This window comes from Stenotrophomonas sp. 62841_Sma (assembly GCF_056482945.1).
Genome location: NZ_CM151224.1, coordinates 4,192,357 through 4,208,413, shown reverse-complemented (window position 1 = coordinate 4,208,413; position 16,057 = coordinate 4,192,357). Strand labels below are relative to the sequence as shown.

Annotated in this window: 14 protein-coding genes; 8 read left to right on the top strand and 6 right to left on the bottom strand. The window is 66.1% G+C overall.

Going from position 1 to position 16,057, the window contains the following annotated elements; genetic code table 11:
* Positions 1-199: 199 nt before the first annotated feature.
* On the top strand, positions 200-1,111 hold the full coding sequence (gene hemC, locus ACZK5G_RS19635; RefSeq protein WP_049421426.1) for a hydroxymethylbilane synthase: 912 nt from the start codon (positions 200-202) through the stop codon (positions 1,109-1,111).
* Between the two features lie 116 nt (positions 1,112-1,227).
* Here the strand turns inward: hemC and ACZK5G_RS19630 are convergent, their stop codons facing one another.
* Positions 1,228-2,004, bottom strand: coding sequence for a DUF481 domain-containing protein (locus tag ACZK5G_RS19630; RefSeq protein WP_010481298.1), 777 nt, complete (start codon positions 2,002-2,004; stop codon positions 1,228-1,230).
* 107 nt (positions 2,005-2,111) lie between these two features.
* Positions 2,112-2,714, bottom strand: a complete 603-nt coding sequence (locus ACZK5G_RS19625; protein ID WP_478464480.1) for a LolA family protein — start codon at positions 2,712-2,714, stop codon at positions 2,112-2,114.
* Positions 2,715-2,795: 81 nt separating this feature from the next.
* On the opposite strand from ACZK5G_RS19625, the gene ACZK5G_RS19620 reads away from it, so the two are divergent.
* Together ACZK5G_RS19620 and ACZK5G_RS19615 are read left to right on the top strand one after the other, a co-directional pair.
* The gene (locus ACZK5G_RS19620) at positions 2,796-3,767 is read left to right on the top strand and encodes a helix-turn-helix transcriptional regulator (protein ID WP_010481302.1); all 972 of its coding nucleotides are present in this window, start codon (positions 2,796-2,798) and stop codon (positions 3,765-3,767) included.
* Positions 3,768-3,793: 26 nt separating this feature from the next.
* Positions 3,794-4,588: a MetQ/NlpA family ABC transporter substrate-binding protein gene (locus tag ACZK5G_RS19615; protein ID WP_032129055.1), complete on the top strand. Its 795-nt coding sequence runs from the start codon at positions 3,794-3,796 to the stop codon at positions 4,586-4,588.
* A 95-nt stretch (positions 4,589-4,683) separates the two neighbouring features.
* Here ACZK5G_RS19615 and glpK read toward each other — a convergent pair whose 3' ends face one another.
* From glpK to ACZK5G_RS19600, 3 genes are all read right to left on the bottom strand, one after another.
* On the bottom strand, positions 4,684-6,183 hold the full coding sequence (gene glpK, locus ACZK5G_RS19610; protein ID WP_478464479.1) for a glycerol kinase GlpK: 1,500 nt from the start codon (positions 6,181-6,183) through the stop codon (positions 4,684-4,686).
* A 79-nt stretch (positions 6,184-6,262) separates the two neighbouring features.
* On the bottom strand, positions 6,263-7,741 hold the full coding sequence (gene glpD, locus ACZK5G_RS19605; RefSeq protein ID WP_478464477.1) for a glycerol-3-phosphate dehydrogenase: 1,479 nt from the start codon (positions 7,739-7,741) through the stop codon (positions 6,263-6,265).
* Positions 7,742-7,955: 214 nt separating this feature from the next.
* Entirely contained in the window at positions 7,956-8,591 is a 636-nt protein-coding gene (locus tag ACZK5G_RS19600; RefSeq protein WP_088027288.1) for an OmpW/AlkL family protein, read from the bottom strand.
* A 186-nt stretch (positions 8,592-8,777) separates the two neighbouring features.
* On the opposite strand from ACZK5G_RS19600, the gene ACZK5G_RS19595 reads away from it, so the two are divergent.
* The 4 genes from ACZK5G_RS19595 (at position 8,778) to ACZK5G_RS19580 (ending at position 14,311) form a co-directional block, all read left to right on the top strand.
* Entirely contained in the window at positions 8,778-9,293 is a 516-nt protein-coding gene (locus ACZK5G_RS19595; RefSeq protein ID WP_478464475.1) for a DNA-deoxyinosine glycosylase, read from the top strand.
* 167 nt (positions 9,294-9,460) lie between these two features.
* Positions 9,461-11,173, top strand: coding sequence for a dihydrolipoyllysine-residue acetyltransferase (gene aceF / locus ACZK5G_RS19590; protein WP_071229582.1), 1,713 nt, complete (start codon positions 9,461-9,463; stop codon positions 11,171-11,173).
* Between the two features lie 107 nt (positions 11,174-11,280).
* Positions 11,281-13,089, top strand: coding sequence for a dihydrolipoyl dehydrogenase (gene lpdA, locus ACZK5G_RS19585; RefSeq protein ID WP_478464473.1), 1,809 nt, complete (start codon positions 11,281-11,283; stop codon positions 13,087-13,089).
* A 241-nt stretch (positions 13,090-13,330) separates the two neighbouring features.
* Positions 13,331-14,311, top strand: a complete 981-nt coding sequence (locus tag ACZK5G_RS19580) for a hypothetical protein (protein WP_478464471.1) — start codon at positions 13,331-13,333, stop codon at positions 14,309-14,311.
* A gap of 80 nt (positions 14,312-14,391) precedes the next feature.
* On the opposite strand, the gene ACZK5G_RS19575 is transcribed toward ACZK5G_RS19580, so the two are convergent.
* The gene (locus ACZK5G_RS19575) at positions 14,392-15,210 is read right to left on the bottom strand and encodes a hypothetical protein (RefSeq protein WP_010481314.1); all 819 of its coding nucleotides are present in this window, start codon (positions 15,208-15,210) and stop codon (positions 14,392-14,394) included.
* Positions 15,211-15,669: 459 nt separating this feature from the next.
* Here ACZK5G_RS19575 and ACZK5G_RS19570 point away from each other — a divergent pair, with 459 nt between their 5' ends.
* Positions 15,670-16,035 (top strand): hypothetical protein, encoded by a 366-nt coding sequence (locus ACZK5G_RS19570; protein ID WP_006394654.1) that lies wholly within the window; start codon positions 15,670-15,672, stop codon positions 16,033-16,035.
* Positions 16,036-16,057 lie beyond the last annotated feature (22 nt).

Here is a 16,057-nt window from a genome sequence, read left to right as displayed (position 1 = left end):
TAGGACGGGCGGGGTGGGCTGCGCAGGGGCGTGAGCCGCATGGATGCGGCGACCGAGCTTACATGGACGTACTTGCAGCGTCCCCTGCGTGGTCCATCCCGCCCGGCCAAGCACGGCTGTTGCTTCAACCGTACCCCCCACCAGCCACGAGGGGCTCCGCCGTTGGCCGTATCCGCGCCGAAGGCGCGATAATGACCGGATGGAAACCGTCCGCATCGCCACCCGCAAGAGCCCGCTCGCCCTCTGGCAGAGCGAACACGTCGCCGATCGCCTGCGCCAGGCCCACCCCGGCCTGCATGTGGAACTGGTGCCGATGAGCACCCGCGGTGACGAGGTGCTGGACCGCTCGCTGGCCGCCATCGGTGGCAAGGGCCTGTTCCTGAAGGAACTGGAGCTGGCCATGCTGCGTGGCGAGGCCGACTGCGCCGTGCATTCGCTGAAGGATGTGCCGATGGAACTGGATGAACCCTTCGCGCTGCCGGCGATGCTGACCCGCCACGATCCGGCCGATGGTTTCGTCTCCAACCTGTACGCCTCGCTGGATGCGCTGCCGATCGGTGCGCGGGTTGGCACCTCGTCGCTGCGCCGCCAGGCCCAGCTGCGCGCGCTGCGCCCGGACCTGGAACTGCTGGACCTGCGCGGCAACGTCAACACCCGCCTGGCCAAGCTCGACAACGGTGGCTACGACGCCATCGTGCTGGCCGTGGCCGGCCTGGAGCGTCTGGGCCTGGGCGCGCGCATCGTCGCGCGCCTGCAACCGCCGCAGTGGCTGCCGGCCCCGGCGCAGGGCGCGGTGGCGGTGGAGTGCGACGGTGGCAATGCGCGCCTGATGGCGCTGTTCGCGGGCCTGGATGACGCGGAAACCCGTGCCTGCGTGGAAGCCGAGCGAGCGATGAACCGTGCGTTGCATGGCAGCTGCCACGTGCCGGTGGCGGCGATCGCGCAGTGGCAGGGGACCGACCTGCACCTGCAGGGCCTGGTCGGCAGTGCCAGTGATGGCCGTGCGGTGCGTGCCGAGGCGATCGGCCCGGCCAGTGACCCGGAAGCACTGGGCCAGCGCGTGGCGAAGATGCTGCTGGACGCCGGTGCCGGCGAACTGCTGAACGTCTGAGCCATCGCAGCTAGTGCCGGCCGCTGGCCGGCAACCTCGTGCTCCGATTGAATGCAGTTGCCGGCCAGCGGCCGGCACTACCGAAAGAAGAACGGGCGCCTCGGCGCCCGTTCTGCTTATTTGAACTTGTAGACCACGTTCATCGTGGTCAGCGTATCGGTCTTGCGCTTGTCCTCGGCCACGTCACTGTTGTAACGCGCCTGCCAGCCGGCCTTCAGCGCCAGATGTTCGTTCATGCTCACCGAAACACCGAAGTCGTTCTGGCCGAAGGTGTTGTAGGAACCCGACTCGACCAGCAGGGTGTTGACCAGGTCGGTGTTGTCGGTCAGCGAGTACTTCATGTCGAACAGGCCGCGGCCGATCATGCCGGTGCGGGTGCGGTCGTCCTCGGTGCTGTGGGTGCGGCGCACACCGGGGCCGATCTGCGCGTCGAACGAGAAACGCTCGGTGTTCCACAGGCGGGTGCCGTAACCCAGACCGAACGAGCTCTGGCGGTCGTAGGTGGCGAAGTCATCGCGCTCGGTACGCACCGTGGCCGTCAGCTGGCGGTGCTCGCCCAGCTGCAGCGCGCTGCCGGCACTGCCGGTGTAACGGTTGGCGGTGGTGTTGTTGCGGCGGCTGGTGGAGCCGTCGTCGCGGGTCTCGATCACCTTGGAGCTGGAGCGCAGGCCAGCCAGGTCCATGCTGTGCACCCAGTCGCCATCGGTGTAGCGCAGGCGCAGGCGGCCGTTGAAGCTCTCGGTGCTGCTGTTGCCGCGTGCCGAAGCGAAACCGAGCTCGCCGCCACTGCCGCTCCACGGCGAGGACATCGCCGCCAGTTCGGAGGCATCCTGCGCATACGCGAGCGGTGCGCACAGCAGCAGGGGGATCAGCAGGGACACGCGCAGGGACATCGGGGCTTCTCCGAAGCGGTTGACAGCCGGTGATGATACTGGAAGCGTGATGGCGGTCCGAATCGATCCAAACGGTTTCTTCAGCAGGCGTTGCCGCGATCGCCTATTCAGGGCAAATCGACGCGCAATGCCGGGTCGTTGAAGCGCGAATAGCGCAGGCGCAGCTGGAAGCTGCGGCTATTGCTGCTGCCGCTGCGTACGATCTGCCGCGGCAGGCCCTGCGCGTCCACCCAGTACTCCAGGCGTTCGCCGGGCTGCGCGCCACGCAGGCGGTAGTGACGCGTCTCGACCCCGTCCAGCGACTGGCTGCCCAGGTCTTCGGCCTGCAGATCGGCGGGCAGGGCATCGGCCGGCAGCGGGTTGCGCCATTGCTCGAGCAGGCCCGGCGGGGTCGGCACCTGCCGGATCGCGTCGTCGGCCTGCAGGAACATGGTGTCGCCGATGATCGTCTGCGGACCGGCTGGGGTCTGCACCCGGAAGCGGTCGGGGGCGACGAAGTCCATGGCGCTGCGCACCGGCTGTGGCGCGCCCAGCACCTCCAGTTCGGCGTGGAAGCTGCGCAGGGCCGAGAAGCGCTGGCTGGCGCCCAGCACCGCCTGCGCCGGATCCGCCGCAGGCACGGGCGCTTCGGTGCTGGCCGGCGCGGGCGCGCGATCACAGGCGGCCAGCAGCAGGCAGGCCAGCAGGGACAGGGCAGGCAACCGGCGCATCGGGTGTTCCAGAGGGGTGGGGGCGACCACGATAGCCCAAACGTCCCACACAAGACCCGCGACTCGGACATAATCGGGGGTATGGACCGATACGAACGCATCACCGCCCTGCATCGTCTGCTCAAGTCCGCACGCTATCCGGTGACGGTGGCGACCCTGCAGGACAAGCTCGGTTGCTCCCGTGCCACCGTCTACCGCGATCTGGCCTTCCTGCGCGATGCGCTGATGGCACCGATCGAGGGCGACGGCGAAGCCGGCTTCCGTTACCAGGCCGACGAGAGCGACCGCTTCGAGCTGCCCGGCCTGTGGCTGAGCTCGGAGGAGCTGCATGCCCTGCTGGCCTCGCAGCACCTGCTGGCGCGGACCGGTGGCGGCGTGCTGTCCTCGGTTCTGGCACCGCTGCAGCAGCGCATCGAGAGCCTGCTGGCGGCCCAGGCTGGCGTTTCCAGCTGGCCGGTGGACCGGGTGCGGGTGATTCCGCACCGTGGCCGCAAGTTCGATGAAGGCAGCTTCCGCAGCGTGGCTTCGGCGGTGCTGGAGCGCCGCCAGCTGGCGTTCGAGTACCGCGCCCGTTCCACCGACGAGCCGACCAAGCGCACCGTTTCGCCGCAGCGCCTGACCCACTATCGCGACAACTGGTACCTGGATGCCTGGGACCATGACCGCGAGGCGCTGCGCAGCTTTGCCGTGGATCGCATCCACAAGGCGCGGGTGATCGACAGCACCGCCCGCGACGTGGCCGACAGCGAGCTGGACGAGCAGCTCGGGGCCAGCTACGGCATCTTCTCCGGTGCGCCGAAGGGCTGGGCGACCATCCTGTTCAGCGCCAAGGCCGCGCGCTGGGTGGCCGACGAGCACTGGCATTCCAAGCAGCAGGGCCGCTTCCTGGCCGATGGCCGCTATGAACTGAAGGTGCCGTACAGCGTCTCGCGCGAGCTGCTGATGGACGTGCTGCACTACGGCTCGGATGCCGAGATCGTCGAACCGGTGATGCTGCGCGAGCAGGCCAAGGCGCTGCTTGAGCTCGCCCTGAGCAACTACGACAACTCCTGACACTCCCCCCGAGAACCCTTCCGCCCATGAAGAAGACCCTGTTGCTGCCCCTGCTCGCCGCTGCGCTGGCCCTGACCGCCTGCGGCAAGTCCGGCGAGCCCTCGCAGAAGCTGGTGGTGGCCGCCACGGCCGTGCCGCATGCCGAGATCCTTGAAGTGGTCAAGCCGATCCTCAAGCAGGAAGGCGTGGACCTGGACGTGCGCGTGTTCAACGACTACGTGCAGCCCAACGACCAGCTGGTGCAGAAGCAGGTGGACGCCAACTACTTCCAGACCGAGCCGTACCTGGATGCCTACAACCGCGATCGCAAGACCGATCTGGTGAAGGTGATCGGCGTGCACATCGAGCCGTTCGGTGCGTATTCGCGCAAGATCAAGTCACTGGCCGAGCTGCGCGAAGGTGCCGACGTGGTGATCCCGAACGACCCGAGCAACAACAGCCGCGCGCTGATCCTGCTGCACAAGGCCGGTGTGATCGAGCTGAAGGATCCGACCAACGCGCTGTCGACCCAGCGCGACATCACTGCCAACCCGAAGAACCTGAAGTTCCGCGAGCTGGACTCGGCGATGCTGCCGCGCGTGCTGGACCAGGTCGACCTGGCCCTGATCAACACCAACTATGCGCTGGACGCTGGCCTCAACCCGACCAAGGACGCACTGGCGATCGAAAGCAAGGATTCGCCGTACGTGAACTTCCTGGTCGCGCGCCCGGACAACAAGGACGACGCCCGCGTGCAGAAGCTGGCCAAGGCCCTGACCAGCCCGCAGGTGAAGGCCTTCATCGAGACCAAGTACAAGGGCGCGGTGCTGCCGGCGTTCTGACGGCCGCTGGCCATGTGGTAGTGCCGGCCGCTGGCCGGCAATCTGCAGACGCCGCCAAACATCATGGGGTTGCCGGCCAGCGGCCGGCACTACCCTCAGTCGACGTGGAAGGCGAGGGTGGCGGCCACCGCCTGCTGCCATCCCGCATACAGCTTCTCGCGCCGGGCCACCTCCATCTGTGGCTCGAAGCGCCGGTCCAGGCCCCACTGCGCGGCGATCTGTTCGCGGCTGGTCCAGAACCCCACCGCCATCCCGGCCAGGTAGGCCGCGCCCAGTGCGGTGGTTTCGGTCAGCCGCGGCCGCAGCAGTGGCACGCCAAGGATGTCGGCCTGGAATCCGGCCAGGAAGTCGTTGCCGATCGCACCGCCATCGGCGCGCAGCTCGGTCAGCGCGATACCGGCATCGGACTGCATCGCATCAAGCACGTCGCGGGTCTGGTAGGCCATCGCTTCCAGCGCCGCGCGCACGAAGTGCGCCTTGCGGGTGCCACGGGTCAGGCCGAACATCGCGCCGCGCACATCACTGCGCCAATAGGGCGCACCGAGGCCGACAAATGCTGGTACCAGGTAAGCACCGCCACTGTCGGGCACCTGCGCGGCCAGCGCCTGGCTGTCGCTGGCGCGTTCGATCATGCGCAACCCATCGCGCAGCCACTGCACCACCGAGCCGGCAATGAAGATCGAGCCTTCCAGCGCATATTCCACGCGCCCGTCCAGGCCCCAGGCGATGGTGGTCAGCAGTCCATTGCGCGAACGCACCGCCTGCGTGCCGGTGTGCATCAGCATGAAGCAGCCGGTGCCATAGGTGTTCTTGACCATGCCCGGCTGGAAGCAGGCCTGGCCGAACAGCGCCGCCTGCTGGTCACCGGCGATGCCGGCGATCGGAATCGGGTGATCGAAGAAGAACTGCGGCCGGGTATGCGCGTACACCGCGCTGGAATCGCGCACCTGCGGCAGCATCGCGCGCGGGATGTCCAGCAGCGCCAGCAGGTCGTCATCCCAGTCCAGCGTGTGGATGTTGAACAGCAGCGTGCGCGCCGCGTTGCTGTAGTCGGTCACATGCGCCTGGCCACCACTGAGGTTCCAGACCAGCCAGCTGTCGATGGTGCCGAACAGCAGCTCGCCGCGCTCGGCACGCTGCTGCGCGCCCTGGACGTGGTCGAGGATCCAGCGCACCTTGGTGGCGGAGAAATAGGCATCGATCAGCAGGCCGGTGCGCTCGCGGATCAGCGCCTCATGCCCTTCGGACTTCAGCCGCTCGCAGATGGCGTGGCTCTGCCGCGACTGCCAGACGATGGCGTTGTGGATCGGCTGTCCGGTGGCACGGTCCCAGACCACGGTGGTTTCGCGCTGGTTGGTGATGCCCAGTGCGGCGATGTGGCGCGGGTCGATCTGCCCGCGGCTGAGCAGTTCGGTCAGCGTGGCATAGACGCTGGTGAGAATCTCGCGCGGGTCATGCTCGACCCAACCCGGCTGCGGGAAGATCTGCGCGAATTCGCGCTGCGCGCTGCCGACGATGTCGCCGGTGCGGTCGAACAGGATCGCGCGCGAACTGGTGGTGCCCTGGTCGATGGCCAGCACGTAGCGGGGCGTCATGCAGCGTCTCCGGTAGCGATGGTGTTGGTAGAGTCGAGCCTGCTCGACTGCTTTTCATGTCAGTCGAGCAAGTTCGACTCTACCGTCTATCGATCCACGCCTGCAGCCGCGCCACCTGCGCAGCATCCAGCCGCAACCCCAGCTTGCTTCGCCGCCACAGCACGTCCTCGGCGTCCCAGGCCCATTCGTGGTCGCGCAGGAAAGCCACTTCCCGCGCATGCAGGCCGCCGCCGAAGTCCTCTCCAAGATCGTCCATGCCCCGTGCACCCTGCAGAAGGGCGGCGCTGCGGCTGCCGTAGGCTTCGGCCCAACGCCGTGCGATCTCCACGGGCAACCACGGTGCCAGCGCCTGCAGGCGGGAGCGCGCCTGTGTGGCGTCACCCCAGTCGCTGCCCGGCAGCGGGTCTCCGCCTGCCGTCCAGGCCGGTCCCATCTGTGGCAGGGCAGGGCGCAGCAGGTTCAGCGCTTCCTCGGCCAGCACCCGGTAGGTGGTCAGCTTGCCGCCCAGCACATGCAGCGCCGGCGCCGGGTTGGACTGCAGCTGAAGGCGGTAGTCGCGGCTCAGCGTTGCCGCACGCGGGTCCGGGTCGGCCAGCAGGGGACGTACACCTGCGAACTGCCAGACCACGTCTTCCGGAGTGATCGGCTCACGCAGATAGCAGTTGGCGGCCGCGCACAGGTAGCTCACCTCGGAAGGCAGCACGCTGCAGCGCGCCGGGTCACCACGGTAGTCGGTGTCGGTGGTGCCGACTAGCAGATGCTCGTGGGCGAACGGCAGCAGGAACACCACGCGGCCATCGGGCTGCTGCAGCAGGCAGGCACTGTCATCAGGCCAGGGGCGGCGCAGCACGATGTGGCTGCCCTGTACCAGCCGCAGCGCGGGGCCGCCGCTGCGGGCCTCCATCTGCTCCAGCAGGCCACCGGCCCATGGGCCAGCCGCATTGGCGACGGCGCGCGCGGTCACATGCTGCTGGCCATCGGCGGATTCCAGTACGGCCTGCCAACGGCCCTGCACAGGGCGCAGTTCGATGCAGCGGCTGCGCACATGTACCTGTGCGCCACGCCAGGCAGCATCCAGGGCATTGAGCAGTACCAGACGCGCGTCATCGACCTGCGCGTCGGCGTAGCTGAAGGCCTGCCGCAGATCCGGGGAGAGCCAGGGGCCGAGCGGATCATGCTGAAGGTCCAGGGCGCGCGAGGCGGGAAATGCCGGGCTGCGTGGGCCCAGGTGGTCGTACAGCCACAGTCCCACGCGCAGCATCCAGCGTGGGCGCAGGTGCGGTTCCCACGGCAGCACGAAACGCAGCGGGCGGACCAGATAGGGTGCCTGCCGGCGTACCACTTCGCGTTCACCCAGTGCCTTGCGTACCAGGCCGAACTCGCGCTGTTCCAGGTAGCGCAGGCCACCGTGGATCAGCTTGCTGCTGGCGCTGGAGGTATGAGCAGCGAGGTCGTGCTGCTCGCACAGCAGCACGCGCAGGCCGCGGCCGCTGGCATCACGGGCGATGCCGGCACCGTTGATACCGCCACCGATCACCAGCAGGTCGACGTCGTGCATCGCGCCTCCGCATCCTGTGTGTGTAGAGTCGACTGTCAGTCGACTGCTGTTGCAAAAGTCGAGCATGGCTCGACTCTACGAAAGGCAGTCGAGCAAGCTCGACTCTACGAAAGGCAGTCGAACAAGCTCGACTCTACAGAACGCGGGTGACGGAAACGACGACGGGCCCCGAAGGGCCCGTCGCGTTACATCAGTGAAGCAGTTGCAGCCTGGATCAGAAGCGGGCGCCGATGCCGAAGCCGACGGTCCACGGATCCATCTTGGCTTCGCCGATCTTCTCGCCGCCAACCTTCACGTCCGGGCGGGCGCGCATGTAGCGGGCGTCAGCACGGGCGAACCAGGTGGAGTTGATGTTCATGTCCACGCCGACGGTGCCGATCACGCCCTTGGCATCCTTGAAGCGGATGTCGGTGTCAGCGCCGTTGCCCAGCTTCTCGTTGCTGAAGCTCGACTGGTAGTAGCCCACGCCCACGAACGGACGGAACACGTTGTCAGCCTGGCCGAAGTGGTACTGGCCGCTCAGCGCGACCGGCTGCTGCTCGACCGAGCCCAGGCGGGCGTTGTTCGGGCCCTTGAACTTGTTGTCGAACTTGTCGGCGGCGCCCCACAGTTCAACGGCCCAGTTGTCGTTGATGTAGTAGCTGAAGCTGACGGTCGGCGCCGGGCCGCCATCGGTCTTCTTCACGCCGGTGATCGGGTCGTTCTTCGGTTCCAGCAGCGAGATGCCGCCAACAACGGCAAAATGCTTGCCCGAAGCGGTGTCGGTGCTGCTGCTGTCCTGGGCGAAAGCGGCCGGCGCGAAGGCGGCGGAGGTCAGCAGGGCGAGACTCAGGATACGGATGGAGCGCATGGGGGTATCTCCTAATGTTTCTTGTTTTGGGCCCCCGGTTGCGGGGCGAGCACACCGTAGTCGCCCCAACATGAATCGAATCCGACGCACGTTAAAAAATAGTTTCCCTTGTTCAGCGATCAGCTCGAAAAGCCTGTATTCATGGGGTTTTCGGCCATCAGTTGCATTCATTCAGTTGGAGAAGATGTGAGCGCGGCGACGATGTGCATCGGCCTGCAAGCGCAGGTGAACGTGGATTGCAGGGTGCTGCTGCTGGGCTCGATGCCGGGCGTGGCGTCGCTGCAGGAGCAGCGCTACTACGCCCATCCGCGCAACCGCTTCTGGCCGCTGATGGCGGATATCTGCGGTTTCGATGCGGATCTGGCTTATGCACAGCGGCTGCAGGCGTTGAACGCCGCAGGTATCGGTCTGTGGGATGTGATCGGTCAGTGCGAGCGGCGTGGCAGCCTGGATGCCGACATCGTGCGTGGCACGGAAGTACCCAATGCGCTGCCGGCATTGATCGCTTCGCTTCCTGAGCTGGAGCTGATCGGCTGCAACGGTGCGGCATCGCTGAAGGCATTCCAGCGTTGGGTGCTGCCCGGCCTGGAGGCGCCGCCAAGGCTGCTGGCGCTGCCGTCCACCAGCCCGGCCAACGCGGCCTGGTCACTGCCGCGGCTGCGCCAGGCCTGGCAGCCGGTAGCCGACGCACTGGCGACATGAAGCGGACATCGTCCGGACAATACGCTACCGACTGGTCGCGGCCGCAACCCATGAGCAACAGCGTGTCCCGGCTGCGTGAGTACTGAAAACACCTGTAACGGTTGGCGCTGGCCCCCGCTGGCCGCACAATAGACGTTTCCCTACACCAGATTGCCGGAGTTATCCCCATGGCCGAAATCAAGGAAGCACTTGTCCCCGATATCGGTGACTACAGCGATATCCCGGTAATCGAGGTGCTTGTCGCCGTCGGCGACACGGTCAAGAAGGACCAGGGCCTGGTGACGCTGGAAAGCGACAAGGCGACCATGGAAGTGCCGTCGGCCGTCGCCGGCGTGGTCAAGGAGATCAAGGTCAAGGTCGGTGACACCCTGTCCGAGGGCAAGGTCGTGGCGTTGATCGAAGTGGCTGAAGGCGAGGCGGCCAAGCCGGCCGCTGCCGCCCCGGCACCGGCCAAGGCCGCTGCCCCGGCTGCCGCCACCCAGAGCGCGCCGGCCCCGGCCGCAGCTGCGCCGGCCGCTCCGGCTGCCAGCGGTGGTGCGGTTGAAGCGCTGGTGCCGGATATCGGCGACTATTCCGGCATTCCGGTCATCGAAGTGCTGGTCGCCGTCGGCGACACGGTCAAGAAGGACCAGGGCCTGGTCACGCTGGAAAGCGACAAGGCCACCATGGAAGTGCCGTCGTCGGTGGCTGGCGTGGTCAAGGAACTGAAGGTCAAGGTCGGCGACACTCTGTCGCAGGGCAATGTGGTCGCCATCATCGAGGCCGAGGGCGCTGCCGCGCCGGCGCCGACCAAGGCAGCCGCTGCTGCCGCTCCGGCTGCCGCCGAGACCGCCACCAAGGTCGAGCCGGTCGCTGTGCCGGCGCAGCCGGACAAGCTGGCGGCCCGCGAGGTCGCCTCGGCCGGCACCCCGTCCAGCCCGCCGGTGCAGTTCAACGCCGATGGCGTGCTGCCGGCCAAGGTGCCGTATGCCACCCCGGCGGTGCGTGTGTTCGCCCGCGAACTGGGCGTGGACCTGCTGCAGATCAACGGCACCGAGAAGGGTGGCCGCATCACCAAGGGTGACGTGCAGAAGTTCGTCAAGGCCGCGCTCAGCGGCGGCGTGCCGGCTGCCGGCGGTGCTGCTGTCGCTGCCGGTGGTGGCCTGAACCTGCTGCCGTGGCCGAAGGTCGACTTCAGCAAGTTCGGCGAGACCGAAGTCCAGCCGCTGTCGCGCATCAAGAAGATCTCGGGTGCGAACCTGGCCCGCAACTGGGCCATGATCCCGCACGTCACCCAGTTCGAACAGGCCGACATTACCGACCTGGAAGGCCTGCGCGTGGCGCTGAACAAGGAGAACGAGAAGGCCGGCATCAAGCTGACCATGCTCGCCTTCCTGATCAAGGCCAGCGCCGCGGCGCTGAAGAAGTTCCCGGAGTTCAACGCCTCGCTCGATGCCAGCGGTGAAAACCTGACCCTGAAGAAGTACTTCCACATCGGCTTTGCAGCCGACACGCCGAACGGCCTGGTCGTGCCGGTCATCCGCGACGTGGACAAGAAGGGCGTGGTGCAGATCGCGCAGGAAACCGGCGAACTGGCCAAGAAGGCGCGCGACGGCAAGCTCGGCCCGGCCGACATGAGTGGCGGCTGCTTCTCGATCAGCTCGTTGGGCGGCATCGGCGGCACCGCGTTCACCCCGATCGTCAATGCACCGGAAGTGGCCATCCTCGGCGTCTCCAAGTCGTCCATCCAGCCGGTCTGGAACGGCAAGGAATTCGCACCGAAGCTGATGCTGCCGCTGTCGCTGAGCTACGACCACCGCGTCATCGATGGCGCCCTGGCCGCACGCTTCACCACGTACCTGTCGCAGGTACTGGCCGACATGCGCCGCGTGCTGCTGTAAGGCACCGCTTCGCCCCCACCGTGCGGCCGCCGCCCCAGGCGCGGCCGCGTGAACAGATGCAGTGACAGCCCGCCGGTACCGCCGCGCGGGCACGAGGAAAACCCACCATGGCCACGATTGAAGTCAAGGTTCCCGACATCGGCGATTACAGCGATGTGCCGGTGATCGAAGTGTTGGTCGCCGTCGGCGACACGGTGAAGAAGGATCAGGGTCTGGTGACCCTGGAATCGGACAAGGCCACCCTGGAAGTGCCGTCCTCGGCTGCCGGCGTGGTCAAGGAAATCAAGGTCAAGCTGGGCGACACCCTGTCCGAAGGCGCCGTGGTCGTGGTGCTGGACGCCGAAGGTGCCGCCGAAGCCCCGGCCAAGGCGGCCGCGCCGGCCCCGGCAGCGGCCGCTCCGGCCAGCAAGCCGCCGGTGACCCCGTCGCACCGCGCCCCGGCTGAGCCGGCGGCGCCGAAGCCGGCGCTGTCCAGCGGCAAGCCGGCCGACATCGAATGCGAAATGGTCGTGCTGGGCTCCGGCCCGGGCGGCTACACCGCCGCTTTCCGCGCTGCCGACGTCGGCCTGGATACGGTGCTGGTCGAGCGCTACGCCAGCCTCGGCGGCGTCTGCCTCAACGTGGGCTGCATTCCGTCCAAGGCGCTGCTGCACGCTGCAGCGGTCATCGACGAAGTGGCCCACGCCGGTGATTTCGGCGTCGAGTTCGGCAAGCCGACCATCACCCTGGACAAGCTGCGCGAGTACAAGGAAAAGGTCGTCAGCCAGCTGACCAAGGGCCTGGCCGGCATGGCCAAGCAGCGCAAGGTCCGCAGCGTGCAGGGCGTCGGCAAGTTTGTCTCGGCCAACGAGCTGGAAATCACTGCGGCTGATGGCAGCACCCAGCTGCTGCGCTTCCAGAAGTGCATCATCGCCGCCGGTTCGCAGGCGGTGAAGCTGCCGAACTTCCCGTGGGACGACAAGCGCGTGATGGACTCCACCGACGCGCTGGAGCTGGCCGAAGTGCCGGGCTCGCTGCTGGTCGTCGGCGGCGGCATTATCGGCCTGGAAATGGCCACCGTGTACAGCGCGCTGGGCAGCAAGGTCACCGTGGTCGAGTTCATGGACCAGCTGATGCCGGGCGCCGACAAGGACCTGGTCAAGCCGCTGGCCGACCGCCTGAAGAAGCAGGGCATCGAAGTCCACCTGAAGACCAAGGCCTCCGGCGTCACCGCCGATGCCAAGGGCATCACCGTGACCTTCGACGCCGCCGAGGAAGGCCAGTCGCCGGCCCTGGCGCAGGGCACCTTCGATCGCGTGCTGGTGGCCGTGGGTCGCTCGCCGAACGGCAAGAAGATCGATGCCGAGAAGGCCGGCGTGCAGGTCACCGACCGCGGCTTCATCCCGGTCGACCGCCAGATGCGCACCAACGTGCCGCACATCTTTGCCATCGGCGACATCGTCGGCAACCCGATGCTGGCCCACAAGGCCACGCACGAGGGCAAGCTGGCTGCCGAAGTGGCCGCTGGCCACAAGAAGGAATGGGTCGCCCGCGTGATTCCGTCGGTGGCTTACACCAACCCGGAAATCGCCTGGGTCGGCGTGACCGAAACCGAAGCCAAGGCCAAGGGCCTGAAGGTCGGCGTGGCCAAGTTCCCGTGGGCCGCCAGTGGCCGCGCGATCGGCATCGGCCGCACCGAGGGCTTCACCAAGCTGATCTTCGACGAAGAGACCCACCGCATCATCGGTGGTGCGATCGTCGGCGTGCACGCCGGTGACCTGCTGGCCGAGATCGGCCTGGCCATCGAGATGGGTGCCGAAGCTGAAGACATCGGCCACACCATCCATGCCCACCCGACGCTGAGCGAATCGGTGGCGATGGCCTCGGAAATCTACGACGGCACGATCACCGATTTGTACATGCCGAAGAAGAAGTAAGGCGCTTGGCCGTGGTAGCGCCGGGCCATGCCCGGCGGACTTGCCACGTCAACCGAAGAACCCGGCGAAAGCCGGGTTTTCTCTTGCCCGCCATCGTCGTATGACCCTGTCGATTCTGTCGTACATGGCCTGATGTGGCCCATGGCGACCCTTGCGCTCGGCGCGCGGTAGTGATTTTCATTGGGAGCCCATACGTGGCTCTCAATGCGCAGATAGGGGCATCGCGCTGTCAATCGCGGCGATGGATGTCGTGTACGGCCTCTGGCGCGTCTCGGTATCGCTTGCGGGCGCTTCGGATGGAGCGGCGAACCTCATCGTGGTGAAAGGTTGCTGTTTGATATGGCCGGAAATCAGGAACTATCTTCACCCGCCCAATCATCGGCCAACCGGGGCGACCCCAACCATGACGCATCCGCAATCTCCTCAGACCGGGGAGCTGATTGAAACGTTTAGATACAGCAAGTGGCCGCTTGCACTGATGTACGCATTGGCAGGAATATTTTTTCTGGCAGCTGCATTCCTGCTCGTACTGAAGAATCACGTACCGGTCGATGGCTACAGGACCATCCACATGGGCGTGGCACTTGTGCTGGTGTGTGGACTGGCTGTTCTGGGCCTGACGGTATGGCAGGGAACGCTGCGCAAGGCGCGGTATGAAGTCTATGAGCGCGGGATCACTGAGGTTGTCGGCAGGAAGCGCACCTATATCGCGTTCGCTGAGATGCAGGACCTCTACCTGTTTGGTACAGGCAAGCTGGGAGCGGCGGGGTTTCTTACCGATGTCGCCTACCGCCTCGCACCAACGACAGCCTTCCACTGGGCAAACCAACATCTTGGGCGGCATCTCGAATTCATGCAGCTGGTCTGCCAGCTGCACGTGCGGGAACGCCTCCCGGTGATGATCACGGCATTGAGCTCGGACTCAGTGGTTACCTTCAACTACGTCTCCAGCGCACAGGTCTGGAAAAAGCGCATCCTGGGGAAATACCTTGATGTCACAACCCAGCCCATCCTGCTGACCCGCACCCATATCGAGGTGGGTGGGCGCCGCATTCCAGCTGCAGCGCTGGCCCAGGTCGATATCAACCAGTGGAGCGAGCGCATCACGATCAAGGATGCATCAGGTGCCGTGGCGCTTTCCACGATAGCGAATGGGATCTTCAGTCTGGATCTCTTCCTGGAAACGTTGGCCTGGATCCTTCGAGATGAAAATCGCACCTGACTGAACGGGCAATAAAAAGCGCGGCCCCGATGTTCCGGAGGCCGCGCCAGGAGAGAGAGTGCCGTGGAAGGGGCGGGGGATCAGAACACGAAGCTGACGCCGGCCACCGGGCCCTTGAATTCCTGCTTCAGGCCGATGGTGCCGTCGCTGCCCTTCTTGTCCGCGTCGAGCTTGAACCAGTCGTAGCCAGCGAACACACCGAAGTTCTTCGTGAAGCGGTAATCGACGATGGCGTTGGCGCGGCTCAGGTCGCCCTTGTAGTCATCGAAGCTGCCCCAGCGGGTGTTGAGGTACTGGCCCTGCAGCGTGATCATCCACTTTTCCGACGGGGTGAAGCTCAGGCGCGCACCGACCACCGGCGCCACGCCGTCCGTCTTCTCATTGAGGAACTGGCCTTCGTAGACGGTACCCAGATCGGCGTAGGCCTTGGTGCTGACCTTGGCGTACTCGGCACCCAGCTGCAGGCCGAGGTCGAAGGTATCGGTGTCCACCACCGAGTAGTCATAGACCAGGCTGGCGACCTGGTACTTCAGTTCGCCCTTGACGAAGCTGCCGGATGGCACGTTGACGTCACCGAAGGAGATGTCCTGGCCGAGGGTCTCGCGGCGGTCCTTGTCGTACTTGAAGTAGTTGAACAGCAGGCGCTGGCGGTTGCTGATGCGGAACATGCCGTCGATGCGCGGTTCCCACTCCTTGCCCCCCAGCTTGAAGTCCTCGGAGAAGCCGATGTCCTGGCCGGCGACGTTGGTCTTGCCGCGAAGGGTGTTGTCCGAGTCGATGTTCATCGCACCCAGGCGCAGGGCGAAGCGGTCGTCGCCTTCAGCGGCGTGGGCGGCAGTGGCGAACGAAGCGCCGGCGGCGAGCAGGGAGAGGGCGAGCAGGGTGGGTACGGGGCGCATCGAAGAGTCCTTGCAGTGGTTCATCAGAATGAAGACCACTGTGCCGGACAGGCCCGTCCACCATCCGTGAACGTATGGTCCACGAAGTGTGCACGGTTCAGCGCTGTCGCGACGATGCAAAAAGATGGCCCCGGAGCCGGGCTTCGGGGCCATCGTGGGACCTGCGGGGCGGAGCGTCGACGAGGTTGCTGCAGGCAGGTCGAAAGATCGGACCGGCGCATTCGGCGAAAGTTCCGCGGCCTGCGACCAAAGTTCAATACTGCGCTGCAACATCATACGGACGTCATTGTCCCCTGGGTGGCACGCAAAAATGTAACCGTTACCGCAACTTGCGGCCTCCCGGGATGAACAGGGAGCGGTTGTCTCGCAAATTGTCCCATTGCTATAATTTGGCGGCTCGATGAGGCCCCCCTGCTGTAGTCGCCTCAGCCCTCCACTTGTAACCACGCGGGACGTCCTGTGCTGAACTCCGTTGATGCGGGTCGGCGACTGATGCTGCGCGCCGCGGTCTATCCGCTGGCCGCAGTGGCTGTCCTGGCCCTGGCCTTCCTGCTGGTAGGTCCGAAATATGCCCTCGGCGCGCTGGCGTCCGGTGTGGCCATTTCGGCCGGTGGCTGGGTGGCGGCACGGATGGCACTGGGCGGTGGGGCACTGGCCGCAGGTTCGGCGATGGCTCGCCTGATCATTGCGATCGTGGCCAAGTGGGTGGTGGTTTTCGGCGTCCTGCTGGTGGGGTTCCTGGTCTTCAAGCTGCCTGCATTGGCGCTGTTGGCCGGTATCGCCGTCGGCTTGATGTTCCAGGTCCTGGCGATGGCCAGGCGTTGACAGAATTCAATTAACTGAAGGT